This is a genomic window from Parasphingorhabdus cellanae (assembly GCF_017498565.1).
GTDB lineage: Bacteria > Pseudomonadota > Alphaproteobacteria > Sphingomonadales > Sphingomonadaceae > Parasphingorhabdus > Parasphingorhabdus cellanae.
In genome coordinates this window covers 2,510,337-2,536,409 of record NZ_CP071794.1, presented here as the reverse complement: position 1 = coordinate 2,536,409, position 26,073 = coordinate 2,510,337, and the positions used below count along the sequence as shown (strand labels likewise).

At 53.0% G+C, this 26,073-nt stretch carries 24 protein-coding genes; 11 read left to right on the top strand and 13 right to left on the bottom strand.

Going from position 1 to position 26,073, the window contains the following annotated elements; all coding sequences use genetic code 11:
* Positions 1-178 precede the first annotated feature (178 nt).
* The 3 genes from rpoC to J4G78_RS12185 form a co-directional block, all read right to left on the bottom strand.
* Positions 179-4,537: a DNA-directed RNA polymerase subunit beta' gene (rpoC, locus tag J4G78_RS12195; protein ID WP_207986819.1), complete on the bottom strand. Its 4,359-nt coding sequence runs from the start codon at positions 4,535-4,537 to the stop codon at positions 179-181.
* Between the two features lie 63 nt (positions 4,538-4,600).
* Positions 4,601-8,995 carry a DNA-directed RNA polymerase subunit beta gene (gene rpoB, locus J4G78_RS12190; RefSeq protein WP_207986818.1) on the bottom strand — a complete coding sequence of 1,465 codons (4,395 nt, stop codon included), beginning with the start codon at positions 8,993-8,995 and terminating at the stop codon, positions 4,601-4,603.
* 337 nt (positions 8,996-9,332) lie between these two features.
* Positions 9,333-9,998 (bottom strand): DUF2306 domain-containing protein, encoded by a 666-nt coding sequence (locus J4G78_RS12185; protein ID WP_207986817.1) that lies wholly within the window; start codon positions 9,996-9,998, stop codon positions 9,333-9,335.
* A 140-nt stretch (positions 9,999-10,138) separates the two neighbouring features.
* Here J4G78_RS12185 and J4G78_RS12180 point away from each other — a divergent pair, with 140 nt between their 5' ends.
* From J4G78_RS12180 to J4G78_RS12170, 3 genes are read left to right on the top strand one after another with little or no spacing between them, the layout of a single operon-like run.
* Complete coding sequence (locus tag J4G78_RS12180) at positions 10,139-10,699, top strand: DUF2975 domain-containing protein (RefSeq protein WP_207986816.1); 561 nt, start codon at positions 10,139-10,141, stop codon at positions 10,697-10,699.
* Positions 10,699-11,235 (top strand): DUF2975 domain-containing protein, encoded by a 537-nt coding sequence (locus J4G78_RS12175; protein ID WP_207986815.1) that lies wholly within the window; start codon positions 10,699-10,701, stop codon positions 11,233-11,235. The genes J4G78_RS12180 and J4G78_RS12175 overlap by 1 nt, the downstream gene beginning before the upstream one ends.
* Positions 11,235-11,441, top strand: a complete 207-nt coding sequence (locus J4G78_RS12170; protein WP_207986814.1) for a helix-turn-helix domain-containing protein — start codon at positions 11,235-11,237, stop codon at positions 11,439-11,441. Before J4G78_RS12175 ends, J4G78_RS12170 begins: the two co-directional genes overlap by 1 nt.
* Positions 11,442-11,446: 5 nt before the next feature.
* Here the strand turns inward: J4G78_RS12170 and J4G78_RS18350 are convergent, their stop codons facing one another.
* A complete protein-coding gene (locus tag J4G78_RS18350; RefSeq protein WP_207986813.1) occupies positions 11,447-12,064 on the bottom strand; it encodes a TetR-like C-terminal domain-containing protein in 618 nt (205 codons plus the stop codon).
* A 108-nt stretch (positions 12,065-12,172) separates the two neighbouring features.
* Here J4G78_RS18350 and J4G78_RS12160 point away from each other — a divergent pair, with 108 nt between their 5' ends.
* Positions 12,173-13,615, top strand: a complete 1,443-nt coding sequence (locus tag J4G78_RS12160; protein ID WP_207986812.1) for an 8'-apo-carotenoid 13,14-cleaving dioxygenase — start codon at positions 12,173-12,175, stop codon at positions 13,613-13,615.
* Positions 13,616-13,618: 3 nt separating this feature from the next.
* On the opposite strand, the gene J4G78_RS12155 is transcribed toward J4G78_RS12160, so the two are convergent.
* The gene (locus J4G78_RS12155) at positions 13,619-14,053 is read right to left on the bottom strand and encodes a GFA family protein (protein WP_207986811.1); all 435 of its coding nucleotides are present in this window, start codon (positions 14,051-14,053) and stop codon (positions 13,619-13,621) included.
* A 162-nt stretch (positions 14,054-14,215) separates the two neighbouring features.
* On the opposite strand from J4G78_RS12155, the gene J4G78_RS12150 reads away from it, so the two are divergent.
* Together J4G78_RS12150 and J4G78_RS12145 are read left to right on the top strand one after the other, a co-directional pair.
* On the top strand, positions 14,216-14,737 hold the full coding sequence (locus J4G78_RS12150) for a hypothetical protein (RefSeq protein ID WP_207986810.1): 522 nt from the start codon (positions 14,216-14,218) through the stop codon (positions 14,735-14,737).
* A gap of 70 nt (positions 14,738-14,807) precedes the next feature.
* Complete coding sequence (locus J4G78_RS12145; protein WP_207986809.1) at positions 14,808-15,524, top strand: SDR family oxidoreductase; 717 nt, start codon at positions 14,808-14,810, stop codon at positions 15,522-15,524.
* 10 nt (positions 15,525-15,534) lie between these two features.
* On the opposite strand, the gene J4G78_RS12140 is transcribed toward J4G78_RS12145, so the two are convergent.
* The 4 genes from J4G78_RS12140 to J4G78_RS12125 form a co-directional block, all read right to left on the bottom strand.
* The gene (locus J4G78_RS12140) at positions 15,535-16,395 is read right to left on the bottom strand and encodes a fatty acid desaturase (RefSeq protein WP_243457076.1); all 861 of its coding nucleotides are present in this window, start codon (positions 16,393-16,395) and stop codon (positions 15,535-15,537) included.
* Positions 16,392-16,586: a hypothetical protein gene (locus J4G78_RS12135; RefSeq protein ID WP_207990869.1), complete on the bottom strand. Its 195-nt coding sequence runs from the start codon at positions 16,584-16,586 to the stop codon at positions 16,392-16,394. The genes J4G78_RS12140 and J4G78_RS12135 overlap by 4 nt, the downstream gene beginning before the upstream one ends.
* Positions 16,587-16,680: 94 nt before the next feature.
* Complete coding sequence (locus J4G78_RS12130) at positions 16,681-19,089, bottom strand: putative bifunctional diguanylate cyclase/phosphodiesterase (RefSeq protein WP_207986807.1); 2,409 nt, start codon at positions 19,087-19,089, stop codon at positions 16,681-16,683.
* Between the two features lie 129 nt (positions 19,090-19,218).
* Positions 19,219-19,911 (bottom strand): 5'-methylthioadenosine/S-adenosylhomocysteine nucleosidase family protein, encoded by a 693-nt coding sequence (locus J4G78_RS12125; RefSeq protein ID WP_207986806.1) that lies wholly within the window; start codon positions 19,909-19,911, stop codon positions 19,219-19,221.
* A 176-nt stretch (positions 19,912-20,087) separates the two neighbouring features.
* Here J4G78_RS12125 and J4G78_RS12120 point away from each other — a divergent pair, with 176 nt between their 5' ends.
* Genes J4G78_RS12120 through J4G78_RS12110 form a run of 3 tightly spaced genes read left to right on the top strand, consistent with a single transcriptional unit; the run spans position 20,088 to position 22,121 of the window.
* Entirely contained in the window at positions 20,088-20,627 is a 540-nt protein-coding gene (locus J4G78_RS12120; RefSeq protein ID WP_207986805.1) for an acyloxyacyl hydrolase, read from the top strand.
* 31 nt (positions 20,628-20,658) lie between these two features.
* Positions 20,659-21,156, top strand: coding sequence for a MarR family winged helix-turn-helix transcriptional regulator (locus J4G78_RS12115; RefSeq protein ID WP_207986804.1), 498 nt, complete (start codon positions 20,659-20,661; stop codon positions 21,154-21,156).
* Entirely contained in the window at positions 21,153-22,121 is a 969-nt protein-coding gene (locus tag J4G78_RS12110) for a S41 family peptidase (RefSeq protein WP_207986803.1), read from the top strand. Before J4G78_RS12115 ends, J4G78_RS12110 begins: the two co-directional genes overlap by 4 nt.
* A 22-nt stretch (positions 22,122-22,143) precedes the next feature.
* Here J4G78_RS12110 and rplL read toward each other — a convergent pair whose 3' ends face one another.
* The 3 genes from rplL to J4G78_RS12095 form a co-directional block, all read right to left on the bottom strand.
* Positions 22,144-22,518: a 50S ribosomal protein L7/L12 gene (gene rplL, locus J4G78_RS12105; protein ID WP_108811330.1), complete on the bottom strand. Its 375-nt coding sequence runs from the start codon at positions 22,516-22,518 to the stop codon at positions 22,144-22,146.
* A gap of 45 nt (positions 22,519-22,563) precedes the next feature.
* Positions 22,564-23,076 carry a 50S ribosomal protein L10 gene (rplJ, locus tag J4G78_RS12100; protein WP_207990674.1) on the bottom strand — a complete coding sequence of 171 codons (513 nt, stop codon included), beginning with the start codon at positions 23,074-23,076 and terminating at the stop codon, positions 22,564-22,566.
* Between the two features lie 354 nt (positions 23,077-23,430).
* Positions 23,431-23,823 carry a GFA family protein gene (locus J4G78_RS12095; RefSeq protein WP_243457075.1) on the bottom strand — a complete coding sequence of 131 codons (393 nt, stop codon included), beginning with the start codon at positions 23,821-23,823 and terminating at the stop codon, positions 23,431-23,433.
* A gap of 109 nt (positions 23,824-23,932) precedes the next feature.
* Between J4G78_RS12095 and J4G78_RS12090 the strand changes: the two genes are divergently transcribed.
* Positions 23,933-24,703: a hypothetical protein gene (locus J4G78_RS12090; RefSeq protein WP_207986802.1), complete on the top strand. Its 771-nt coding sequence runs from the start codon at positions 23,933-23,935 to the stop codon at positions 24,701-24,703.
* A 94-nt stretch (positions 24,704-24,797) separates the two neighbouring features.
* The gene (locus J4G78_RS12085; RefSeq protein ID WP_207986801.1) at positions 24,798-25,313 is read left to right on the top strand and encodes a hypothetical protein; all 516 of its coding nucleotides are present in this window, start codon (positions 24,798-24,800) and stop codon (positions 25,311-25,313) included.
* Between the two features lie 56 nt (positions 25,314-25,369).
* Here the strand turns inward: J4G78_RS12085 and rplA are convergent, their stop codons facing one another.
* Positions 25,370-26,071: a 50S ribosomal protein L1 gene (gene rplA, locus J4G78_RS12080; RefSeq protein WP_207986800.1), complete on the bottom strand. Its 702-nt coding sequence runs from the start codon at positions 26,069-26,071 to the stop codon at positions 25,370-25,372.
* Positions 26,072-26,073 lie beyond the last annotated feature (2 nt).

The following is a 26,073-nucleotide window of genomic DNA, read 5'->3' as shown; positions in this document are numbered from 1 at the left end:
TTACCGGATTCCAAAGCCTCTACGAATCCTTAAGAGATTGTTAACATATTATACAATGCTGTGCAATATTGTTAGATGACAATGCCTTGCTCCGTTTCAGCAAAGGCCGATCGAGTAAAAAAAGCCCCGCCGGATCATATCCAGCAGGGCTTTTGTTTTTCATCCAAAGAACCGAGAGCTATTTTCCTGCATCGCCCTCTTCGGTCTGAGCCGCTTCGGTATCGCTGGCTTCAATGCCTTCACCCATGGTTTTTGCCATGTGAGAATCGCCGGTCGCCGCTTCAGCGCCCTGCGCCAATTCCGCTTCGCGCTGCTCTTCCGCACTGTCAGGAGCGATAAGATTCTCCTCGACTGGCGTTTTTGTCGCGCTGGCAGTCGCTTCTTCCGCTTTCGCCTCGTCAGCAGCAGCCATCGCATCAGCAATTTTCTGCTGCTGGGCCCGGAGCGCTGCATCACGGCCGGTGGCCGCAATCCGTGCCCGGTTCATGCCCGCACCCGTACCAGCCGGGATCAAACGTCCAACAATGACGTTTTCTTTCAGACCGATGAGCGAGTCCTTCTTCCCTTCGACAGCCGCTTGGGTCAGCACCCGGGTGGTTTCCTGGAAAGAAGCAGCAGAAATGAACGAACGTGTCTGCAGGCTCGCCTTGGTGATGCCCAAGAGAACCGGCTTACCTTCGGCAGGAACCTGCTTCTTGGTCAGCTTCGCATTATATTCCAGCATCTCTTCCAGATCGACCTGTTCGCCCGGCAGAAGCGTGGTGTCGCCGCCATTGGTGATCTCAACTTTCTGCAACATCTGACGAACAATCGTCTCGATATGCTTATCGTTGATCTTCACGCCCTGCAGACGATAGACTTCCTGAATTTCCGCAACCAGATATTCAGCCAGCGCTTCCACACCCAAGACTTCCAGAATGTCATGCGGATCAGGCGAACCGGAAACGAGGTTATCACCCTTCTTCACGAAATCGCCTTCCTGAACGTCGATGACTTTCGTCTTCGGCACCAGATATTCGACTGGTTCGCCTTCCTCGGGAACAATCGCAATCTTACGCTTGGCTTTATAGTCGCGCAGATATTCGACGCGGCCGGAAACCTTGGCGATGATGCTATTGTCTTTCGGAATGCGTGCTTCGAACAGCTCGGCAACACGTGGCAGACCACCGGTAATATCACGGGTCTTCGCAGCTTCGCGAGAAACACGTGCGATCACGTCACCAGCGACCACTTCCTGACCATCGGTCACGGAGAGCGTGGCGCCATTGGCGAGCATATACCGACCAGCTTCGCCGCTATCGCTATCAAGCAGGGTCAAGCGCGGACGCAGATCCTCTTTGTTAGCGCCGCGGCCCGATGCACGATATTCGGTGATCACACGCTGTGCGATACCGGTGGCTTCATCGGTCTGCTCGGTCATCGTTTTCCCTTCGATGACATCCTGATATTTGATGACGCCAGGTTTCTCGGTAATCATCGGCATGGTGAATGGATCCCATTCCGCCAGACGATCGCCCAATTTGACCTTCGCGCCATCTTTGACCAGCAGGCTGGTACCATATGGAAGCTTGTCAGCACTACGCTCACGACCATCGGCATCGATAACCGCAATTTCACCCGAGCGAGCGAGCGACAAGAAACGTCCGTTCTTATCTTCGATCACTGGCATATCGCGATATTCAACCGTACCTTCAGCCACTGCCTCAAGGTTCGACTGCTCGTTAAGCTGCGCCGCGCCGCCGATGTGGAATGTCCGCATCGTTAGCTGCGTGCCTGGCTCACCAATGGACTGTGCCGCGATAACGCCAACAGCTTCACCGATGTTGACCGGCGTACCGCGAGCAAGGTCACGGCCATAACAGGTCGCACAAACGCCCATTTTGGATTCGCAGACCAGCGGAGAACGAATGCGCGCGGATTGGATACCGAGCTCTTCGATAACCTTAATGGCTGCTTCGTCCAGCAACGTGCCAGCCTTGATCACAACCGTGTCGTCTTTGCTGTCGACAATATCTTCGGCCATGGTCCGGCCCAGGATACGCTCGCCGAGTGATGCGATAACCGAACCACCCTGGACGATGGCTTTCATCTCCAGCGCATTTTCGGTGCCGCAATCATTTTCGACAATTGTACAGTCCTGAGACACGTCCACCAGACGCCGTGTCAGATAACCGGAGTTAGCGGTTTTCAGAGCGGTATCGGCAAGACCTTTACGCGCACCGTGGGTCGAGTTAAAATATTCGAGAACCGTCAGGCCTTCTTTAAAGTTCGAGATAATTGGTGTTTCAATAATCTCGCCCGAAGGTTTGGCCATCAGTCCGCGCATACCGCCCAGCTGCTTCATCTGGGCTGGGCTACCACGGGCGCCAGAGTGGCTCATCATGTAGATGGCATTAATCTGACGCTCACGGCCATGCTCGTCCTCTGGCGTCGCGGCCAGCTCGTCCATCATGGCGTTCGCAACCTGATCACCACAACGGCTCCAGGCGTCGATCACTTTGTTATATTTTTCCTGCTGCGTGATCAGACCGTCTTGATATTGCTGCTCATAGTCAGCAACCAAAGCGCGGGTCTCTTCAACCGTTGCATCTTTCGAGTCCGGAATGATCATGTCATCCTTACCGAAGGAAATACCGGCCTTACACGCGTGGCGGAAGCCAAGATCCATGATCGCATCGGCGAACAGAACCGTGTCTTTCTGACCCGTGTGACGATACACTTGGTCAATCACGTCACCGACCTCTTTCTTGGTCAGCAAGCGGTTCACGATGTCGAACGGAACCTTATGTGATTTTGGCAGACATTCGGCAATCAGCAAACGGCCCGGTGTGGTTTCAAAACGCTTGAGAATAGGCTTGCCGTCCTCATCGGTTTGCGGAACCCGGGTGGTGATTTTGGAGTGCAACGTCACCGCGCCAATTTCCAGCGCCTGATGCACTTCGGCCATATCAGCGAGGAGCATACCTTCGCCCGGCTCGCCTTTCCGGTCCATGGTGAGGTAATAGATGCCGAGAACCATATCCTGTGAAGGAACAATAATCGGCTTACCATTGGCTGGTGACAGGATGTTGTTGGTCGACATCATCAAGACACGTGCTTCCAGCTGTGCCTCTAGGCTCAGCGGAACGTGGACAGCCATTTGGTCACCGTCAAAGTCGGCGTTAAACGCGGAACAGACGAGCGGGTGAAGCTGGATCGCTTTACCTTCGATCAATACCGGCTCGAACGCCTGAATGCCCAAGCGGTGAAGCGTTGGTGCGCGGTTCAGCATAACAGGATGCTCGCGGATCACTTCTTCCAGGATGTCCCAGACTTCCTTGCGCTCTTTCTCAACCCATTTCTTGGCCTGTTTGAGCGTCATCGAAAGGCCCTTGGCATCAAGGCGCGCGTAGATAAATGGCTTGAACAATTCCAAGGCCATTTTCTTCGGCAGACCGCACTGATGCAATTTCAGCTCAGGACCGGTCACGATAACCGAACGACCGGAATAGTCGACGCGCTTACCGAGAAGGTTCTGACGGAAACGGCCCTGCTTGCCTTTCAGCATGTCGGAAAGAGATTTCAGCGGGCGTTTGTTCGCACCGGTAATGGTACGACCACGACGGCCATTGTCGAACAGCGCATCAACAGATTCCTGCAACATACGCTTCTCGTTCCGAACGATGATGTCCGGCGCGCGCAGTTCCATCAGACGTTTCAAACGGTTGTTCCGGTTGATCACGCGGCGATAGAGATCATTGAGATCAGACGTTGCGAAACGGCCACCATCCAGCGGCACCAGTGGGCGCAGCTCGGGTGGGATCACAGGAATGATTTCGAGGATCATCCATTCCGGTTTGTTGCCGGATTCGATGAAGCTCTCAACAACCTTGAGCCGCTTGATGATCTTCTTCGGCTTCAGCGTCGACTTGGTCGTCGCCAGTTCTTCCATCAGATCTTCTTTTTCGCGCTCCAGGTCGAGGTCCTGCAACATGATCTTGACTGCTTCTGCGCCGATGCCAGCGGAGAAAGCGTCTTCGCCATATTCATCCTGCGCTTCCAGCATCTCGTCTTCGGTCAGCAGCTGGAATTTTTCCAAGGCTGTCAGACCGGGTTCGATAACCACATAGCTTTCGAAATAGAGCACGCGCTCCAGCTGCTTGAGTTGCATGTCGAGCAAGAGACCAATGCGCGATGGTAGCGATTTCAGGAACCAGATATGGGCAACAGGAGCAGCGAGGTCGATATGACCCATACGCTCACGACGAACTTTGGTTACCGTGACTTCGACACCGCATTTCTCGCAAACAATGCCTTTATATTTCATGCGTTTATATTTACCGCACAGGCATTCGTAATCTTTTACGGGGCCAAAGATACGCGCACAGAACAGGCCGTCACGCTCTGGCTTGAACGTCCGGTAGTTAATCGTTTCCGGCTTTTTAATTTCACCGAATGACCAGCTGCGGATGCGCTCTGGCGAGGCAAGACCGATTTGAATCTGGTCAAATGTCTCCGGCTTTGCGATCGGATTTGCGAAATTTGTTACTTGGTTCATATTTTCTTCCTTCGGGGCCTATGCCCAAAAATCTAAATGCTAGCGGGAGTGGGTTTTAATGCCTCACTCCGCCGCTATCGCTACGCCGTCATCATCGCCGTCTTCATCTTCGTCACCGAAGCTGGAGAGTTCGACATTGAGACCAAGCGAACGCATTTCCTTGACCAGAACGTTAAAGCTTTCAGGCACACCGGCTTCGAAAGTATCGTCGCCTTTGACGATCGCTTCATAAACCTTGGTCCGTCCAATCACGTCATCCGATTTGACCGTCAGCATTTCCTGCAGCGTGTAGGCTGCACCATATGCCTGCAGTGCCCAGACTTCCATTTCCCCGAAGCGCTGACCGCCGAACTGGGCTTTACCGCCCAGTGGCTGCTGCGTGACGAGAGAATAAGGTCCAATTGAACGGGCGTGGATTTTGTCGTCAACCAGGTGATGCAGTTTGAGCATATAGATATAGCCCACGGTCACCTTACGGTCGAACTTGTCTCCGGTCCGTCCGTCAAACAGGTTGACCTGTCCGCTGCGATCAAGGCCCGCAAGTTCCAACATATCAGAAACATCGCTTTCATGCGCGCCGTCAAACACTGGCGTTCCCATTGGAACACCGTTGCGCAAGTGACCAACCATCTCGACAATTTCGGATGGCTCACGGGCATCAATATCTTCGTGATATTGCTCGCCATAAATGGTTTTGAGCCGCTCTTTCACCGCATCAGGTGGCGCTGCCGCCTGTGGATCGGGATTAGCCAGCTTCCATTCTTCCAGAGCCTTCGTCACCTGCTCGCCCAAACCACGTGCGGCCCAGCCCAAGTGGGTTTCGAAAATCTGACCGACGTTCATACGTGATGGCACACCCAATGGGTTCAGCACGATATCAACCGGCGTTCCGTCTTCGAGGAACGGCATATCTTCTTGTGGAAGAATGCGGGAGATAACCCCCTTGTTTCCGTGACGGCCAGCCATTTTGTCACCAGGCTGCAACTTGCGTTTCACAGCGACAAAGACCTTGACCATTTTCAGGACGCCTGGGGACAGTTCGTCACCACGCTCCAGCTTCTCACGGCGATCTTCGAAACGTTCGTTAATTTCCTTGATCGCTTCGTCATACTGACCGCGGGTTGCTTCGAAATCGGACTGAACCTTGTCGTCCTTCACAGCGATTTTCCACCAGTCGGCATTGTCCAGCTCGGACAGGCCTTCAGCGGTAATCTCTGCGCCCTTCTTCATCGGCTTCGGCGCGGAAGTCGCGGTTTGGCCGATCAACATGTCTTTCAACGCGTTGAAGGTTGCACGGTTCAGGATGGCGCGTTCGTCATCACGGTCTTTCGTGAAACGCGAGATTTCTTCGCGTTCAATCGCCAGCGCGCGCTCGTCTTTGTCGATACCGTGGCGGTTAAACACACGCACCTCGACAACCGTACCGGCAACACCCGGAGGCAGACGCAGCGACGTGTCACGCACATCGGAAGCCTTCTCACCGAAGATCGCGCGGAGAAGTTTTTCTTCCGGCGTCATTGGGCTTTCACCCTTAGGCGTGATCTTGCCAACGAGAATATCGCCGGGCTCGATTTCCGCACCGATATAAACGATACCCGCTTCGTCGAGGTTGCGTAGCGCTTCCTCACCAACATTCGGAATATCGCGGGTAATATCTTCTGGCCCCAGCTTGGTATCACGGGCCATGACTTCAAATTCTTCGATATGGATCGAAGTGAAGACATCGTCTTTCACGATACGCTCGGAAATGAGAATACTATCTTCGTAGTTATAACCGTTCCAGGGCATGAAGGCGACGAGGCTGTTTTTGCCCAGCGCCAGTTCACCCATATCGGTTGATGGACCGTCGGCCAGCGTATCGCCTTCCTGAACAATATCGCCCACTTTCACCAGCGGACGCTGGTTGATGCACGTGTTCTGGTTGGAACGCTGGAACTTCTGGAGGGTATAAATGTCAACGCCGGACTTGCCTGCTTCAACATCGCCCTGTGCGCGGATCACGATCCGGGTCGCATCGACCTGATCGACAATACCACCGCGGCGTGCGGCAATCGCAGCACCACTATCGCGGGCCACGGTTTCTTCCATGCCGGTTCCAACAAACGGTGCCTCTGCTTTCACGAGTGGCACAGCCTGACGTTGCATGTTCGATCCCATCAGGGCGCGGTTAGCATCATCATTTTCCAGGAACGGGATGAGCGATGCCGCAACAGACACAAGCTGCTTGGGCGAAACGTCCATCAGAGTGATTTGATCGCGCTGGGCGATCAAAAACTCGCCCGCTTCACGGGATGAAACCAGCTCTTCGACAAAGCTGCCATCTGCGGTCAGTTCAGCATTGGCCTGAGCCACTGTGTGCTTCTGCTCTTCCATAGCGGAGAGATAGACAACTTCATTGGTAACCTTGCCGTCTTTAATCTGGCGATAAGGCGTTTCAATAAAGCCATATTTATTCACCCGGCTGAACGATGCCAGCGAGTTGATCAGACCAATATTCGGACCCTCGGGCGTTTCAATCGGACAGATACGACCATAATGGGTTGGATGAACGTCACGGACTTCAAAGCCGGCACGCTCACGCGTCAGACCGCCGGGCCCAAGCGCTGATACGCGGCGTTTATGGGTGACTTCCGACAATGGGTTCGTCTGATCCATAAACTGGGACAGCTGCGAGCTACCAAAAAATTCACGAACCGTTGCTACGGCAGGCTTCGCGTTAATCAGATCGTTCGGCATTACCGTGGACACGTCAACGCTGGACATGCGCTCTTTAACCGCACGCTCCATACGCAGCAGGCCAACACGATATTGGTTTTCGAGCAGCTCGCCAACCGAGCGCACGCGGCGGTTACCAAGGTTATCAATATCATCAACTTCGCCCTTGCCATCTTTCAGATCGACTAGGGTTTTGACCACGGCCAAAATATCTTCCTTGCGAAGAACCGTGTAATCATCCGGTGCATCGAGATCGAGGCGCATGTTGAGTTTCACACGACCAACAGCGGACAGGTCATAACGCTCAGGGTCGAAGAACAGGCCTTCGAACAGAGCCTCAGCCGTTTCACGGGTTGGCGGTTCGCCAGGACGCATGACGCGGTAAATGTCGGACAGGGCGCCATCACGGTCTTCGGCCTTGTCGACCTTCAACGTGTTGCGGATCCATGGACCAGTTGTGACATGGTCGATGTCGAGCAACTCAAGCTGATCAATACCAGCGCCATCGAGCTTCTCAAGATTCTCAACCGTTACTTCATCACCAGCTTCGATATAAATCTCACCGGTTTTCTCGTTGATCAGGTCAAAAGCGCTGTAGCGGCCGAAAATTTCTTCAGTCGGAATGACAACATTTTTCATGCCATCTTTTTCAGCCTTGTTGGCACCGCGCGGCGTGATCTTGCTACCGCTGGCGAAGACAACTTCGCCGCTATCAGCATCGACAATGTCAAAGGTCGGCTTTTGACCCCGCCATTGTTCCGCCACGAATGGAATGGTCCAGCCATCTTTCGCGCGCTTGTAAACGATACGTCCGTAAAATTCGTTGAGAATATCTTCTTCGCTATAGCCCTGCTTTAGAATGCCGGTGATTTCCGCACTCTTGGTCCGGCCTTCATCTTCGATCTTCCCTTGAATTTCGATCGCGCCCATGGGCTCTTTGATCGTGATCCGGTTGCCTTCGATTTCGATGATTTCGGCGGGCTGTTTCATGCCAGCCACACGCACCATTTCACCGACCTTGAAAGGCGGCTTTTTCTCTTTCACTTCGATGATCGCATCACCCAGCGAACGCAGCAGGGCGGTCACAGGCAATTTACGCTTACGGTCGATACGCACATTGACGATGTCTTTCGCGTCAAATTCAAAATCGAGCCACGAACCACGATAAGGAATAACGCGGGCCGCGAACAGGAACTTGCCGGACGAGTGGGTCTTGCCGCGGTCATGGTCAAACAACACACCGGGCGAACGGTGCATCTGGCTGACAATCACGCGCTCTGTGCCGTTGATGACGAACGTGCCGTTCTTTGTCATCAAAGGCATGTCGCCCATGTAGACGTCTTGCTCTTTAATATCGAGAACGGAGCGCGCTTCGGTTTCCGGATCGACTTCAAAGACGATCAGGCGCAGCGTGACTTTCATTGGCGCTGCATAGGTGATGCCGCGCTGACGACATTCTTCAACATTATATTTGGGATCTTCGAGCTGGTAGTTGACGAAATCCATTTCGGCGGTGCCGGCAAAATCGCGGATCGGGAAAACGCTGCGCAGCGTTTTTTCCAGACCGGACACATAACCGATCGACGGATCGGAGCGCAGGAACTGCTCATATGATTCGCGCTGAACCTCGATGAGGTTCGGCATATCGATGACTTCATGAATGTCGCCAAAGATTTTGCGGATCCGTTTTTTGCGGGTCGGTGTGAGAGCTGTTGTCTTTACCGAAGATGCTTTCGTCGCCATGTATTTTTGCCTTCTCGCCAACTATTCTTAGGCACCGGAATTACGCCACTTATGAAGCGCTTAGCCGGTGGAAAACCAAATTTTGTGGGGCGCTCCAGAACAAAAAGCCACGGCCTCTCAAACCCATATTTTCTGGGCAAAGAGTCGCAGCTTATAGCGTCCTGAAAACCGGTCAGACTTCATTTCTTTTGGCGCACCGCGCAACTGCACGCCCTGTCTCGAAACCTGTGGTGAGCCCTGCATATAGGAAGATGTTGGAAATCGGTCAAGGGATGCGCAACATTCTATTGGAGACAATGGAGACGTTAAAAAATCATTGGATCGGCCTGCCTTAATATTATTGGCCGTCATACCATTTGGTGGCCAGCACGCGAACCACCCAAAACAGCATGATAACAAGGATGATAGGTTCCGGAACGGATAATAGGCCCGTATCGCGAATGGCGTCAGGAAAAGCGGTCGCTCCCGGGCCAGTGAATAACGACCCGGCGGCAATGAAATAGGCAAAGCACATGCGCCACAGATGACGTGCAATGCGCCGTTTGCCGGTTATGCCGCGCCGGGCGATCATCAACCCATCTCCCAATGCGGCCAACAGACCCAGGCCCCCAAAAAAATAATGCGGGAAAGCGGGTAATCCGTCTTTTAACCCGTCGGGGCTGCTTTGCGCCTCCATTCCGAACCATAGCCCGCCAGCAGCAACGCCCAATGTCATAGCGAGCGCAACATAGTGGAGCAGGTTAATCTGCTCATCATGCCGCCGGGCCGCCATCCAGGATGTGGCAACAAGATAGATAGTGAACACGCCCACCAGAATAGAAATGGCCATCGGAAGGACAATGGCCAAGTAAATACCGCCCAACGCCATGATCACCATCGAGATGAAGAAGGCGTTGCCAACCAGCCGATGCATTCGCGATCCCTTAGTCGTCAGCAAAGCAGCAGCCCCTGCCAGCACCGCAATCGTTCCCGCGATGATGTGGATATAGGTCATGGCTGGCATTGGTATTTTCCTCATTCGGAGACTCGATTTGAGGTTCGCCTAGAGTAATATTTATTGATAAACAATAAACAACTTGATGTTTATCGATATCATGATATTGATAAACGATAAACAATGACGAATCACAAATGGAAGTGGCAATGACACAGACGAACAAACCAAATGACATCGTGCTCAAATCGACGCGCGGATTGTTGATATTTACCAAATGGCTGCTGGTGCTCGGGGTGGGCACGCTGACTATCGGCATGCCAACCATATTATTTTTCACTGGCGAGGTGACAAGCGCGATGGCGGATGTGTTTGTGACGCCGCCGGGACCCGAAGTGGTCTGGATGATCGCTGGCATCATGCTGTTTGCGGTGATCATGATGCTGCTGACACTGTTTTCCATAAACCGCCTGCGCCGGATTGTGGACTCGGTAGGTGAAGGCAATCCTTTCACCCGGATCAACGGCACCCGCCTGCGCGGCATGGGTGTGGCGGTTTTTGCGATTCAAGTGATCACATTTTTCGGCGGTATATTGGCAACAACCATTTTAACCACATTGGGCGAGGTAAAACCCGATCGCGATTTCCATATGGACGTTGGTAGCGGCATCTCCGTCTCTGGCATCTTGCTGGTGCTGCTGCTCATAATTCTCGCGCGTGTCTTCGATCGCGGTGCGGATATGCAGGATGAGCTGGAAGGCACGATTTGATGACTAAAATTCTGCGCGATCCCTTTCTTAGGTTCGGTGCCGTCATCGTTAAAACCGGCCAGTATCTCTTTGCCCTGGCGGCGGTGCTCGTCCTGCTTTTGGTCCCGCTCTCTATAGTCTTTGGTGATGAAGTGCTTCAGACCATCCACCAGCATTTTGCATTTGCAGACTCGCATTATCCGGTTGGTTCGGTCGTTACGCTATTGTTATTCGTCTCTGCAGTGCTCGCCTTGTGGTGGATGTTTTTCCGTTATCTCACCCATATTGTGGATACGGTAGTCGCGGGTGATCCCTTCATTGCCAGCAATGCAAACCGGCTGCAGCACATGGCGTTTCTGTTGCTGGCGATTCAGGTAATCTACATTCCCACAGCAGCCTTTGGTTTGATCGTTGAAACGGCGTTCAAAGGCCCGACATCAGAGGTGGACGTGTTCTGGGATTTTACCGGATTGCTGATGGTTATCACGCTTTTTATATTCGCCCGCGTGTTCCGCCACGGTACCGACATGCGCAGCGACTTGCGGGGGACGATCTGATGGCCATCACCGTAAAACTCGACGATCTGCTCCACGACAACCGGATGACCCTTACCGAACTCGCCGAGCGGGTGGATATCACCATTGCCAATCTGTCGATCCTGAAAACCGGCAAGGCTAAGGCGATCCGGTTCAGCACGTTGGAAGCGATCTGCCGCGAGTTGAAATGCCAGCCGGGGGATCTGCTGGCGTTTGACGAGGACTGAAAGTGTCAGATGTTGTTGAACTCCGTCGATCCAACGACTTTTCGGACCATGTCCGGATCATATTCGACCTGCCCGTCGAGGATCAGCATCGCTAATCCATGGACCAGTGACCAAGCGTGCAGGGCAGCGACCGCGCGGCGTTCGCCTGACATATCATCGGGCATCAACGCGGCTATGCCTTTGCGCAATTGCAGAAAAGCCTCCCCCATTGCCGAGGGATTATCGCTTTCGAGATCGACTTTGCCGACGCGATCATAAATCAATCGGACCAATGCCGGATTTTCAACCGCCCATTGGACATAGATGACGCCGACCTCGACAAAGCCTTCCCGGCCACCGCCAGCCGCTTGCCCGGCCTCTGCCTGGTTTTTACCCAACCGGTTAAGCGCTTCCAGAGCCAGGGCATCCAGCAACGCGTCTTTATTGGGAAAGTGCCGATAAAGCGCCGTCGCTGACACACCCAGCTCCCGCGCCAGCGCACGCAGGCCCAAATCAGGATGCGCCATGTCTTCGATCCGCTTCATTCCCGCCGCGATCGCAGCAGCGCGCAGATCGCCATGATGGTAGGTGCCAGAAACCGGAGGCACATCTTTAATGTTGACACTGTTATCTTTAACGTTCATGTTAACACCATAAACATTTGGAATAGGTAAGCCAAGGGGAGTTTGCGTCGATGCTAATTTTCGCCATTGCGGCGGCTGATATCTGGTTTAACTGAATAGGAATTCTCTATGGCCTCTGTTGTTGAAAATACCATCCGTTCGGCGGTCGTCCCGGTGATGAGCGCTGTCGCCACTTTCAATCGCAAGCGGCGGAAAGCGCCCCAAGGCGGACATCCGTATCTGACCGGCATACACAAGCCGATGACAGGGGAAGTCACGCTGGCTGACCTGCGCGTGGACGGAGACATCCCGAAGCAGCTAGATGGCCGCTATTTGCGGATCGGCCCCAACCCGGTAACCGTGGCTGATGAAGGCAGCTATCACTGGTTTGTCGGCGACGGTATGGCCCACGGCATTCGCATCCATGACGGAAAAGCGAAATGGTATCGCAACCGCTGGATTCGGTCCAACGCGGTCAGCGATGCGCTTGGGGAAGAGCGCAAGCCCGGCACCCGCAAACCGCGGACCGACACCGCCAATACCAATATCCTTGAAATTGGCGGCCGGACTTTTGCTATTGTCGAAGCAGGCGGCTTCCCGGTCGAATTGACCGACGAGCTGGAAACCGTGGCCCACAACCCGTTTGATGGCACGTTGAATAATGCTTTTTCCGCCCATCCCCATCTTGATCCACAAACCGGAGAGATGCACGCGATCTGTTATGACGCGGCTGAACTTGAAACCGTTTGGCATGTTGTCATCGGCAAAGACGGCAAAGTAAAGCGGGAAGAACCGATCGCAGTGAGCCAAGGGCCGTCCATTCATGACTGTCAGATTACCGAAAACCATGTGCTGGTTTTCGATCTGCCCGCAACCTTTTCGGTCAAGCGCATGCTGGCTGGCTATAGCTTCCCCTATGACTGGAACCCGGAGCATAAAGCCCGTGTCGGCCTGTGCCCCCGCGAGGGCTCCGGGGCTGACACGATCTGGTGCGATGTCGAACCGTGCTATGTCTATCATCCGGCCAATGCGTTTGAGGCGGAAGACGGTAAAGTCATTGTTGACGTAGTGGTGCACGAAAGCACCTATGCGCGCACAACTTTTGGCCCCGGCGGCGCATGGTCACGGCTAGAACGCTGGACCATTGATCCGGTGAGCAAAAAAGTCGACCGGAAAATTCTGAACGACCGGGCGCAGGAATTTCCACGCTATGATGAGCGGATGTCAACCAGCGACTATCGCTATATTTACAGTATCGCCTTGGCTGGAGAACCGGATCAGCTCGACATGGCAGGGAACGAACTTTTCAAACATGATCTGAAGACGGGCGAAACCGCCGTCCGCCATTTCGGCGAAAACTGCCATCCCGGCGAATTTGTCTTCCTCCCGCGATCTGCCGACAGCGCGGAAGATGATGGCTGGCTAATCGGTCTGGTGATCGACATGAACAACGAAACCACCGAGCTTCAAATCCTGAAAGCCAATGACTTTACCGGCGAACCGCAGGCGATCATCCATGTCCCGCACCGCATCCCTCCCGGGTTTCATGGCAATTGGATAAGCGCGGCCTAGACTTTAGTCTTTCTCGATTCTGGCGGACCCAAAGCCTTCGGAAAATTGCGGAGCCTCGTCAGTGATTTCTTCCCAGGCGGCTTTGGAGCCGACAAAGATATGGGCAGCATAACCGCGCCCGCCTGGATCATCATCCAGCAAACCCGCTGGTACGAAAAACAAATTGCTTTTCTGTCCGTCCAGAGGAAGCGGACTGCCGCATGTTTTACAGAATACCGAGTGCCATCCATCCCCATCCGGAACAAAAAACCTGGAAATCAACTCTTCCCCGCGCTCCCATGTGAAATTATCACGGGTCGCGTGGAAGACCGCGTTGCCATTAGTGCCCGACACTTTTCGGCATTTCGAACAATGGCATTGTCCAATCGGACCGGGCGGACCGCTGATCGCAAAGGATACCCCGCCACAAAGGCAACTGCCGGTCAATTTATCGGTCATAGCTTGATGTCAGTCCTGTCTCAAAATCGGAACTGAAGCCATATCACATCGGATCCGCGATAAGAACCGACCTTTCTATTGACTAGCGTAGCCCAATACTTGACTTGCCTCGCCGCAGGCTGGAGACGCTTTCGTGATGGAGCGGAATGTCAGGAGTTTGCAATGACCGCCTTTAACAAGAAAAACCACTTACGCCTCTCGCTCTTCATGGGCCTTAGCGTTGCATTTGGTACGGCCGCTCAAGCAGCCACAGGCTATCAACCCGGCCATACAGCCTTGGAAGTGTGGAATGCAGAAGGACAAGCCAATGCCCCGCAATGGGTGCAGATCTGGTTGATGATCATGCTCGCCAGCTTTGCGCTCGGTCTGCTTTTTGTCTGGAACCGAGTGGAAGCCCGCTGGGTCGTTGGCGGTTTCATAACAGCCATTCTCATCAGCCGATTTGGCATTCCAGCCATGGGCATTGTCAAACTGTCAGGGCTGGTCGCACTGGTACATCTGATATTCTGGTCACCGGCGCTCTATCTGCTGCTCAAGAACCGGCCGTTTTTGAAAGAGCGGTCCCTTTATGCGCTGTGGACAGGTCTTATCACCGCAGTGATACTGTTTTCGTTTATCTTCGATATCCGCGATGCTGCGATCTATCTTGATCATGTGATTGGAACAGGGATGCTTTCAACCTAGCAAAAGCACCGATTGCTTGCAGGCGCTCGGTAATAGACAATGCGGTTTCACCGGTTAACGGGAGACAGATATGAGAACAGCGATAGTCACCGGCGCATCCAGCGGTATCGGCGAAGCCACTGCCCGCAAGCTGGTTGAAACCGGATATAATGTGATGCTCGCGGCCCGGCGGAAAGACCGGCTGGAAACGATTGTCGAGGAGCTGGGAGAGCAAGCGGCGTTCCACGCGACCGATGTCAGCAGCCGGGACGATCAGGACGCTCTAGCAGCAGCGACGATAAAGAGATTTGGCCAGATTGATGCGCTCATTTGCAACGCGGGCATCATGCCGGTGTCGCTGATCGAAAAAGGCGATGTTGAAGACTGGGACCGGATGATCGACGTCAATCTGCGCGGGGTGCTCTATGGGATTAACGCCGTGCTGCCGCAGATGGTCGAACGCAAAGACGGGCATATTATCATCATCTCGTCCATCGCCGCGCTGCAAACATTCCCGTCCAGTGCGGTCTATTCCGCGACCAAATCCGGGGTACGGTCGATGAGCGATACTTTGCGCAAGGAAATGACCGCGCATGGCGTCCGCGTCACGACGATTTTTCCGGGCGGCGTGAAAACCGAGTTGGGAACCAGTATCAAAGATCAATCCGTGCTGGAAATGATGGGTGGTGCTTTTAATTTCGAGTTTCTCGAGCCCGAAAATCTTGCCGACAGTGTCGCCTATGTTCTCGGCCAGCCGCCATCTGTCTGTGTTGGGGAGTTAATGATCCGACCGACCGGCCAACCCTGATCTAACGCGCCTAGATTCCTTCCAACCGACAATCGCGCTGTTCCAATATATCCCGCATTTCGCGATAAGCGCGCGGCGTATCGGTCAACGGGATATAGGGATGGAGATGGTGCACAATATGATATTGCATGCCCATGGAGCCGATATTGCCCCATGCGCTTTTGAATGCCCGGGTATCTTTGTAGCGCCCTGTCTTGTCGGCCGGATGATGCGGTGCCCAGCTGAGGAAAAACTGGATATAGGTCAGGCCGATTTGCCGGGGCAGCCACCATAGCAAAGCGGCCTCCAACGCATATCCAGACCAAGCTAATGCGATCAATATTCCGAAATGCGCCAGTTGAAACAGCGCGCCATCGATCAACGCATCCGGCCGGCCAATATCCTGCAGAACATCACCATATTTGTTGAAGCCTCCATCAGCCCCAGGTTGACGGTTCTGAATCGATTTCCAGATCGCCTGCCAAGGACCGCCGGCCATGCTGCTGTAATCCGGGTCCAGTGCCGGATCATTGGCATGCAAATGATGCTGGATATGGGTGAGTTTCGCAACGCGATAGGGCAGCACCAGTGGGATTGTCGAGACATGGCCGACGAACTCATTCAACCAGCGCCATTTCGTTCCCTTGCGCCCGATAATATCATGCTGCGCTTCATGTGATGGCAGGTAGCAGAGCATCACATTGAACGTGGCGATGATGAAGCCCAGCCAAAGCGGCATCACACCTAAAAAGACCAGCGGCCAGAGCGACAGCCAGACGAGCAAATTACCCAATCCCCATGCCACGGCTTCCCAAGGCAAGCGATCCGCATATTTCCGCGCAATCGCAATTTCCCTTTTGCGTAGATCCTTTTCAGTTAGGGCTTCGCTCATATCCAGCGGCCCCTGAACTGTGCGAAACCTCCCCATGCTCCGCCAATAATCAATCCCAATGTTAGCGGTGCGAGCCCGAGCGGAGTGTGCCAGCCGAGCGCTTGGACAATCTCTGCCAATAACGGTCCCAAAAATCCGATGCCGAAAATCAAAGGCATGAAATGAAGGATATTTTTCAGAACAAATTGCACGGCGCCATCCTTTTCAAGTGCGAATATTACCGCACCATCTCCGAACAATCAACTATTTACAATATTGTTAATAGGTATGCAGGACGCGCAATGATCAGCCCGTTTTTCTTCGTCTTCCTTTTCGCAAAGGCGTGGCCCGGCTAACCTTAGCGCTTTTTTTACCAATCTCTCCCACATCGGCTTCGATGTTTCCGGTCGGTTCTGCCCGTCCTTTTATATTGTTGGCGGGCACCGCCTTGCTGAATAAATATCCCTGGACCTGAACACATCCTTCTTCCTTGAGTTGACTCAACTGATCGCTACGTTCAACCCCTTCGGCGGTCGTCACCATGCCGAGACTGGACGCCAGACCGGTGACCGCTCGAATGATCGCCCGGCAGTCCTCGCGGCTATCCACTTCGTCAACGAAGCAGCGGTCAATCTTGATCTTGTCGAAAGGAAAGCTGCGCAAATAGTTGAGCGAGCTATAGCCAGTGCCAAAATCATCCAGCGCAATACGCACACCCAGCGAACGGATTTTGTGCAACAATTCCACATTGGATTGATTATCATTCATCAGTACGGACTCGGTAATTTCCAATTCTAGTCGGTGCGGCGCTACGCCCGTTGCCGCCAGCGCATTGATGATCGTCGGCATAAGATTGGGACTACGCATCTGCGCCGGAGACAGATTCACGGCAACGCTCAAATGCTCCGGCCATTTGGCAACTTCGTACAAAGCCGACCGAACGACCCATTCCCCCAGCTGGACAATCAGCCCGGTATCTTCCGCCACCGGAATGAACACATCCGGCATGATCATACCTTTTTCGGGGTGATGCCAACGCAACAAAGCTTCATACCCAATTGACTCATTCGTCTCGATATTGACCAGTGGCTGGTAGTAAAGTTCCAGTTCGTTGCGTTTCAACGCTGACCGCAAATCCATTTCGATGTTGCGCCGGTCCTGTACCGCCTCATGCATATACCGCTCAAAAACCGAAGCGCATCCGCGCCCATTTTCTTTTGCATGGTATAAGGCGATATCGGCGTGCTTGATAAGCTGCTCTGCATCATCGCCATATTCCTGTGCGAGCGCAATTCCGATACTAACACCGATCGCGACGGGTTGCCCCTCGACCATTACCGGTTCCGACAATATGTCGATCAGGTTTTGCGCCGTTTGTCTTATATCCTGGTCGGACTCCACATTGCGCAATGATACAGCAAATTCATCTCCGCCAAGACGGGCAACAACATCCTCAATCCCGATATTCTTTTCCAAACGGCTGGCAACAGCTTTCAAAACGATATCGCCAGCACCATGACCCAATGTGTCGTTGATGGTCTTAAAATGATCCAGATCGAGATACAATACAGCTAATTTCTGTCCCGCTTTCATCCGGCCAATTGATCTTTGCAGTGACTGGTTGAACAGTGCCCGGTTGGGTAAGTCGGTCAAGCTATCAAAATGCGCCAGATGCGCCACTCGCTCTTCAGCCTTTTTCGCGCTGGTAATATCCGCAGCAACGCCGCGAATATGGCTGCTTTCGCCTGTTGCCGTCTTGATGTGTCGGCCCGATAATTTCCACCAGCATTCCTGCCCATCAATTTTTATTGGAACGTGGATATCGCGAAAAGTCTTGCCGGATGACAGACATTGCGCAAGCAAATTTCGCTCCGTGGATTCCTCAAAAAGGTCCACGAGAGGCAGATTACGAAGATCCCGAATCTCCATATCAACCGCCGTCGCAAAACGCGCGGAAGGATTCACGATCAGATGCTCACCATCAACTTCCCAGAGCCAATCAGAGCTTTGTTCCGCATAGTCGTTCAACAATAACCGGACCGTCTCGGCGGAATTTTTGAGCTTGGCTGCATGCATGTGGCGCTGGACAAAGTTAAAGAAGAACAGCCTGTAAATATAGTCAATGCAGAGCGCGAAAAAGACCAATAATATCGCGGTGCTGATGCCGCCAGACCCTTTTGCGACCAAGAAAGCAACGACATAGCATAGTGTGGTGATGGACAAATTATAGGTTTGGGCACGCGGAATGCTGCCAAAAACAAATCCGCCTACTACCAGACCGCCCATTGCCAATATTGCGATATCCAGGCTGTAAGGAATTTGACCGAAAGCAACAGGGATAGCCAAGACACAGGAAAAACCGGCGCTGCTAATAATGCTTTCGATGTGGATATTCTTGATGGCTTCCTTGTAGTCCACCGTATCAGGATCCAGTTTCAATTGGCGAAAGAAATTCCGAACGCTGAGAAAAGCGACAATAGCCACATAGAAACTAGCGGTGACAATGAAGGTTAGATCGGCATGGGCGAATAGCATGATCATCGCATAGATGGTCAGAGGCAGCGCGATTAGTGCGCCAATACGCGATATCTGGCCGAAGGATTTAAGTTGCTCCCGCGCGACGAGCTCGGTGGTCTCATGATCAGCGCTGATCTTAAAATTCCAAACCTTTTTCTGCATCTCCAGCAATCGCTGGAGTGTGATCGTCTCTCCCATATGCGCCCCGTTTTACTCAAAGTTACAAATATCAACTGACATTATATCGGGAGGGTTTGCATAAAGTTAACGACGGTAAATATCATCTTAATATAGTATCTTATGTCGACTTTTTGGGCGTAGCCGTGCTCATATCAGCGTTAAAAACCGTGCTGCTGAATCAGCAGCCCTTTGCGCTGCCGCTGCCAGATTGGCCTGAAAGTCGCCGGAGCTTTCGCCATTGGCATTATCGGTCGTTGCTTTGATACCGGCCCAAGGCACGTCCAGTAATTTGGCCATTTGTGCCAATGCCGCGGTTTCCATATCAACCAGATCAGCCTCTAAAGTGTCGCGCAAATAGGTTGAGCGATCCGGGCATTTTACGAACATATCCGCCGTCGCGATCCGCGCTTTGGGCAAAGTCAACTTGCCCGGCATAGGGTGGGCAGAAAAAGGAGCCCAATCGGATGGTCCCATCGGCCATGCTCCTGCATTATAATGGGTGAAACCGTGATGGTCCTTGGAGTTTTCAAGTGTACCATAGTCTGCCTGCAATGCCTCATGCAGATAAAAGCAATTACCCTCCAAATTACTCACCTGCCCAGCGGTCCCGATTATCAGAAACAGATCCGGCGCAAAGCTGCTATACAAGTGCATCGCGGCCGCAGCAGCATGAACCTTGCCGATGCCCGGGCATAGAATCGCAATCTGTTTGCCGCTATGTTCCACCTGACGCAACGGCCCTAACGGCGTTGCCATAATTTCTGATGGGTGATCGGACAGGAAGGCGTCGGCCTCATCTAAAACCCCCGTGATAACTGCGATTTTTTGAAAAGCCCTCATGGTTTAACCCTCTGCAAGATCCCGTCTCTAGTTGCCGAGCCGTTAAGGTCTGTCAATCCATCTGGCCCAATAAGAGACTTGGCCGCAGCCCTACTTTCTTAAATGCTCGATGAAATCTATAGCGTCACCCATCAGACCGGATTCGGGCGGTCAGGCGGCAACGGGAGGCCGCATCTATGAAAAGTTTCTATATGTTCGTCTTGACGACCTTTATCTGGTTGGCCCCTTTGCAACAGGCGACGGCCCAAGAGATATTCGTCGGCGTTGCGGCTCATGAAGTGGACACGCCATTGTCCATGAAAATCGGCGAAGAGGGCGTTGATTTACAGGTTGGCTATCGCGGCAAACGAATCGAAGCCTTGTCAGCCATTGGCGCCCCCTCCCCGTATATTTTCGCATCGATCAACAGCGCTGGCGACACCAGCTTGATCGCCGCAGGACTGAGCTGGAAAATCGGCACGAAATTCTATCTGCGCCCTGGAATTGGTCTGGCGATCCATGATGGACCTTCTCTGCGCTTCGCCCCCGATGGCTCCCAAACCCAATTGGGATCGCGCATTCTGTTTGAACCTGAACTGGCTATTGGCGTGCAGTTGTCCGAGCGTATCGATCTCGAAGCAAGCTGGGTCCATGTCAGCCACGCCCAGCTGTTCAATGGCAACCAGAATCCCGGGCTCGACATTATCGGCGCAAGGTTGGTGATTAAACTGCCTTGATTTCTCAAAATATATGTAATAACTTACATATATGGCAAATGACTATCTCCGCGATGCAGGAATAAAGACGCTTGGCACGCGTATCAGGCGTCTGTTCGAACGCCTCAATAGCAGTGTGACGGAAGTTTACCGTCGGGAGCTGGACTTTGAACAGCGCTGGTTTGCGCTTGGCATGCTGCTCAACGATCACGGTCCGATGAACAGCCGGGATGCAACGAAGATGTTGGGCCAAAGTCATGTGGCGATGGTTCAGGTCGTTCGCGCCATGGAGCAGGCAGGCCTGCTGGAACGCAAGATCGATCCTGTGGATGCGCGCAGCAAGATACTGCACCTGACCGCTGCAGGGTCAGAGCAGCTGGAAAAGGTTTCCACGATATCGCGAATAGTGGACCGGGCAGCCGCTGATCTGCTGGCAGAGGCCGCTCCTGATTTTCTCAAGCAGCTTGATGCGCTGGATGATGCTCTCGACCGGCGTGACTTCGCGGATCGTATCGAAACGGCATTCGCAGAGAAAGGTCTGAACAGATGATCGCAGCACTATTACTGGTCGTGCAGCCCGTACCGGCAAATTGCGCCGACGAACATGTGGCCATCGCCGAAATAGCGGACGCGATTGACCAGAAATATGTGCTTGTCGATGCGGCGAAACGCTCGGCGGCGGCCGTCCGAAGCAAACTGGAACAAGGCGCATTTTATCAGGACTGCGACGATAGTGAAGCCTTTGCAAAGCACATGACGAAACAGCTGCGCGCGATCTTGAGCGATGGTCATGTGTTCGTTGAATATGCCCCAAATTCGTCCCAGGCTGGGGAAGGTGACTGGCTGGAAGAATGGAGGAATGGCGCGCCAGCTAGAGGATTTGGCGTCAGACAAGTGGAGCGGATAAAGAGCAATATATCCTATCTTCACCTTACCGACTTTTTCGAATTTTCTGCTGCTGAAAAAGCACTGACAGCGGCTTTTGAACTGGTGAGCAGGAGCGATGGCTTGATATTGGATCTCCGGAAAAATCCGGGCGGGTCACCGGAAACCGAATGGCCCGTGCAATGGACCTTCATGGCACCGGGGTCCCAAATCCCGCTCCACCGCGAAACCCGCCTTGGCAAGAAACCGGATCTGGAGGAACCGACGCTGTCATGGCCGCGATACGGAGCCGAAAGACCGCTGGCCATCATTGTCGATAAAACAACATTTTCTGCACCGGAAGCCGTTGCCTATTCGCTGCAGGCGCAAGGCAGGGCAGTTATATTTGGTTCCCCTAGCGGCGGCGGAGCGCATATGCTGGGAGATGCCGTTCCCCTGACTGGTGGTTGGCACATAGTCATTCCGGAAACGAGACCATATAGCCCCCATACTGGCGGCAATTGGGAAGGAACCGGCGTGATTCCTGATATCGAGACATCAAATGAGGGTGCTGTCGAAACCGCACAAAAATGGATTGCGGGCGAACTGGAATCAAAAAGGGCGGCTTCCAAACCGGAAACCGCCCCTTAATCTTGTCAATAAACCGAGAGGCTTATTTCAATTCAACCGTACCGCCAGCTGCTTCGATCTTGGTTTTGATCTCTTCAGCTTCAGCTTTGTTGACGCCTTCTTTGATTGCTTTAGGCGCGCCTTCGACGAGAGCTTTCGCATCGGTCAGGCCAAGGGCGGTGATCGCACGTACTTCTTTAATCACCTGGATTTTCTTGCCGCCGTCGCCGGTCAGAATGACGTCAAATTCGTCTTTCTCTTCAGCAGCCGCTTCGCCGCCACCAGCAGCTGGGCCAGCAACTGCAACAGCAGCTGCAGCAGATACGCCCCACTCTTCTTCAAGAGCCTTGGACAGTTCAGCCGCTTCCATAACGGTAAGTTTCGATAGTTCTTCAACCAATTTAGCAATATCAGCCATGTTATTTACGCTCCAAATTTTCTAATCTATTTTGAGTAAGTTTGTTTATTCACCCGTAGCGGCATAAGCGCCGACTACACGTGCAAGGGCTCCAGCTGGTTCTTTGACAACCCGTGCGATTTTCGTTTGTGGTGCAACAAGCAGACCAACAATCGTACCGCGAAGTTCATCAAGAGAAGGCATAGAGGCCAGGGATTTAACGCCCGCTTCGTCCAGAAGGGTATCGCCCATCGCGCCGCCAACAATCTCCAAGAGATCATTAGACTTTGCAAATTCCACTGCGATTTTCGCAGCCGCCACCGGATCATCCGATGTGGCAAGTGCGACCGGCCCAGACAGCATATCTGCTATCGGGGCATAGTCGGTTCCTTCCAGAGCCCGTTTGGCAAGGCGGTTTTTAGAGACTTTGAAACTCGCACCGGCTTCCCGCATCTTTCCGCGCAGCTCAGTAGACTGAGATACGGTGAGGCCCAGATTGCGTGTGACCACGACAACCCCGGCTTCTTTGAAAGTCGCGTTTAGCGCAGCAACGGCTTCGGTCTTTTGACCACGATCCATATTTTGCTCCTTCACGTGGATTGCGTTTTTGAAGCGCAATCCGCTTTCTTCAATACCGTCATTCCGGCGCGAACCGGGATGACGAGCGAAAGGAATGATCGAAACCATTCCTGTATAATCCGAAGGGGGTTTTGGTTGCTTAGCCGCGCTAGAAAACGCTGATTGCAAACCCGTGTGTTTCCACACGAAAAAACTGATCCCCGTCTAGGCTGGAAATTAAGAGAGGCATATTCCCCTCACCGGCTGTCTCGGACGGAAATTGTGGCTCGTTTAACGAAACCGCAATTTGTGTCAGTGCCATTAGCGGGAATAGACCGGATGTCAAGCGTTTTGGGGAGCGATTGGGTCGCGAGGTTACTGATCTTTCTGTAACACGCCATCTTCGATTTTATAATAGTCGCCTTTGTCGGCCACAAAAATATGGCTCCACAGCGTCGTTCCGGTGGCACCATCAAACACCCCCATAGCGACCGCTATCTTATGGTGATGAATCGGATCCCAGAACAGCGTCGACCCACAAGTCCCGCAAAACCCGCGCCGCACTTTTTCAGAGGACGGGTACCAGCGGACATGCTCCTCTCCATCTATAGTCAGCGCGCTTTCCGGCACATCGGTGCTGGCAAAATAATGCCCGGTTTGCTTGCGGCATTGCGTGCAATGACAGGCATCCGGTTGAGGCAAATCGCCGGTGACCATTATGCTAACCGCGCCGCACAGACAGGAGCCATTATATATCGTGTCCTTCATGTCCTCTCCTTTATTTCAATCACTGTGTAACCGGATGTCGATTGCGTGCGAAAACCGTCTGTCCCCAACGCCAATAGTTGCCGCAACGCAGCACAGAAAGATAACATAAATGCACAAAAAATATACATTGCCATCCATCGTCTTGATCGGTGCTGTTTCCAGCCTCACGATCGCTGGTCAGGCGCAAGCCCAGACAGAGAATGAAAGGGAAGAAGGCTTTTACTTGTCTGCAACAGCAGGCGCCGACTTTCTTAATGACAGTGATTTTGTTGGAACCCAAAATCCCGAAGCCGGCGTTCCCGGCGTTGCTGGTGCGCCCGCTAATGTGAATGTACGCTATGATACCGGCTTCGCCATCAGGGGCGCGGTTGGATATAAATTGAAGAAAGGCTTGATCAGTTTTCTCAAGCCGCGCTTTGAACTGGAAGTCGGTTATTCTGAATCCGATGTCAGCGGCGGCAGCTTCAATGGCGGCAATCAGAATTTCGGCGGCGACCTAAGCAAGCTGACCGTGACGGCCGCGGCCTATAACGACGTTATCTGGTCAGCCAATCAACAGATTATTCCCTATTTCGGGAGCGGTATCGGCATTGGTGTTGTCGATGCCAATATCAATTACTTCCCCAATAACGGGGTGGCCACTGCCCCCACATTCGGTGTGCAAGGCAACCGCACCGCCTTGGTAACGTTCAACGCCATTGGTGCCACCGTGAAGGCCAGTGAGAAGATCGATATATTTGCGGAAGGCCGTTATACAAACGTCCGGCGGCGTAACTTTGACCGGCGATTTATTGCTGGTGGTGCAGACGGTTTTAACGCCCGGCTGCGCGATGATACCGAATCCTTCGGAGTCGGCATTGGGGTTCGCGCCAAATTCTGAATTTGCAGACCAACGGATAGAGTTTTGACAGGATGGCTAGCGCAAGGCCGGCCATCCTGTCGGAACAAAACATTGCGATGAGCGTTTACTGTGCATGTTTACGCCCAAATATATCAACATATTTTCATATATAGTTATCGCATTATCCGCAGCCAGCCTTTCTGGTCTTTCGCTGGCCGACACAGTGTTGGATAGCATGAAGGTGCAGCAGATCGCATCGGCACCGACCGAACCGGTAGAGCGTTTCCGATTAGGTCAAAATGCTTTTGAATGGCCCTCAAATACAAGAGCCACCGCTATCCGGACTGTCAGAAGCGTATCATTCCATCAGAATGACAAAATCGGCCGCTATCAAAACGGCTTCAGATTGCTGGTTCCGAATGAACCAGCCTTGAAATCCGAGCGTTTGCGGCTCGAACAAGAAGAAAAATGGTACGCCGAATATTTCGCAAATGCCGACGATGTTTCTTCTGAATATCAACGGACGCAAGCCAACTGGCCTGAAGAAACAGAACCAGCGCGCGAAATTGAATTGGGTCATGTTTCTACTGTCGAAGACAGTAATATTGAACCGGTGACAGGCAAAGAAACCATCGCGCTATCTGAATAAGAAAAGGGCCAGAAGTCTCCTTCCGGCCCTTTTTGATTATCTAACGACTGAGCGGCCTATGCGCCTTCAATCTCGCCGAGGTCGATTTTCAGACCGGGGCCCATGGTCGAACTCAGACCGATTTTCTTGACATATTTGCCCTTCGCGCCAGTTGGCTTGGCTTTGACAACCGCACCGACCAGAGCATCGAAATTCTTGCGCAGGTCTGCTTCCTTGAAGCTCGCTTTGCCGATGCCATTGTGAATGATACCCGCTTTTTCAACGCGATATTCGATCTGGCCGCCCTTGGCGTCCTTGACTGCTTGCGCGACATTTGGGGTAACCGTGCCGAGTTTTGGGTTAGGCATCAGGCCTTTAGGGCCCAGAACCTTACCGAGACGGCCAACAACGCCCATCATATCCGGGGTTGCGATGACACGGTCGAAGTTCAGATCGCCGCCTTGCATGGCTTCCATCAAGTCTTCTGCGCCGACAACATCTGCGCCTGCTTCTTTCGCTTCGTCTGCCTTGGCATCCTTGGCGAACACAGCAACCCGGCTGTCTTTACCGGTACCGGCAGGAAGAGAAATCACGCCGCGAACCATCTGATCAGCATGACGCGGATCAACACCGAGGTTGATCGCAATGTCGAGCGTTTCGTCAAATTTTGACTTGGAAGCGAGGGCTTTCAGCGCCTTGATAGCTTCATCAATGCCATAGAGCTTTTCGCGGTCAACGGCTTCGTTTGAAGCTTTTGCGCGTTTGGTGAGTTTAGCCATGT